The following is a 1,699-nucleotide window of genomic DNA, read 5'->3' on the forward strand; positions in this document are numbered from 1 at the left end:
GTGGGTTTCTATGTTTTATCCAAATAAATATTGATGTTTTTTTTCATAAAATCTATCATCTCTTACACAAGCAAATATTCTTAAGATCAATTTATTCCTAATAGCATTGATAATCGACATCACATGTTTCCCTTCAGCTTTTTTTCTTACATAATAGTCTCTGAATTCTCCATTTTCTCGAATTCCGGAAAGAACAGCAAGGTGAATCATTTTCTTCACTGTTTTATTAGCTAAATGCGAAACCTTAGGACGTCTTTTAATGGAGGTTCCTGAACTATGTTCAAAGGGAACAACCCCTGCATAACAAGCGAACTTCTTCGCACATGAAAAGTTTTTAAATTCGTTTGTAGCTACTAATAATGTTGCAGCAACAAGTAAACCGATGCCATCTATTGATACAATTATTTTAAAAAGATGATAAATAGATTCGTCACTCTGTATTAAGTCTTTTATCTGTTTTTCAATAGCTTTAGCTTCTTTCTTCATTGTTCTTATAGAAGCTTCACAACATTTTCTGGATAATTTTAAATGCGTTTTAGAGAAAAATAGTTCTGCATCTTTACCGATAGGAGTGTTAAGCTGTTTAATAGCTTCTATTATTCTGCTACGAATTACTAATAACTGTTTTATTTGTAAAATAATTTCTCTGGGAGGATTCCATGGATTGAAATTTTCATGATGTCTATAGGCATACATTGCAATCCTACCAGAATCTACCTTATCATTCTTTCCTCTCAACATTCCCTGGGACTGTTTAATTTGTAAAGCTGATTCTACCCATACATTTGTATTTAATTTTTCTAGAAATGATAATAGTATATTATTATAAATACCATTATGCTCCATACAAAATATTGTATAAGAAAGATCAACATCAAATTTTTTTTTAACTTCCTGAATAAAGGATTTAATTCCCTGATTAGTATTGAATACTCTTAGATGATAAACAACAGTTCCTTGATCTACTAAAGAAAGATCTAATGTATCTTTTGATACATCTACTCCAATAAAATGATTGATTTCCATACTATTAAAATTTATGGTTAACAATCTTTGAACATACTCATGCCCTTATAATAGGTCTATACCTAATTTTCTATCTGAAACTTGTTCAAAGAACCAGTAAAGGATTAAACCCACGCTTAAATCTTTAATTTATGCTCACTTGTAATGCGCCTAAACTGGTCTGTTAACATTAATTAGACAATAAATTACTATACCAGATTCTTCTTGCAAGTTATCAGGAGAAATCACTAATCTATTCCTCAAAACCTTCTGAAAAAAATTCTTCAAAGGTCATATCAAAAGCTGAAACTATTTTTGCTAGAGTACTGAATCTTAAATCTTCACCCCTTTCATATCTCCCAAATTGAGCACGAGATATATTATGCTCATAAGCAAAATATTCATAACTAGTGTATCCTTTGCTTATTCTGATTTCTTTTATTCTTTTACCTAAATTTTTTAGTACGCTATCTTTAGAAAATTCTGTCTTCATTTTTTATAAGTATTGCAAATGTACTTACAAATCTCATAAATAGCCATCACTTTAGTTACCACTAAAAAGATGTATCTTATTAGTGTCTTTTTAATAAAATTTTGTATATTTGGGAAATAATTTAAATTAAATACCATGAAAACAATTAAAATAAATACTATGGAAATATTATATCACAAAACTAAAGGGCTCACTTATTTG

The 1,699-nt window shown here is 29.0% G+C and carries 2 protein-coding genes; both read right to left on the bottom strand.

What is annotated here, in order from left to right; all coding sequences use genetic code 11:
* Positions 1–15: 15 nt before the first annotated feature.
* Positions 16–1,026, bottom strand: coding sequence for an IS110 family transposase (locus ACN1CN_RS22690; RefSeq protein ID WP_419137956.1), 1,011 nt, complete (start codon positions 1,024–1,026; stop codon positions 16–18).
* A 232-nt stretch (positions 1,027–1,258) separates the two neighbouring features.
* The gene (locus ACN1CN_RS22695; RefSeq protein WP_419137958.1) at positions 1,259–1,498 is read right to left on the bottom strand and encodes a helix-turn-helix domain-containing protein; all 240 of its coding nucleotides are present in this window, start codon (positions 1,496–1,498) and stop codon (positions 1,259–1,261) included.
* Between the last annotated feature and the right edge of the window lie 201 nt (positions 1,499–1,699).

Source organism: Flavobacterium sp. T12S277, assembly GCF_048514875.1.
In the GTDB taxonomy this organism is placed as follows: domain Bacteria; phylum Bacteroidota; class Bacteroidia; order Flavobacteriales; family Flavobacteriaceae; genus Flavobacterium.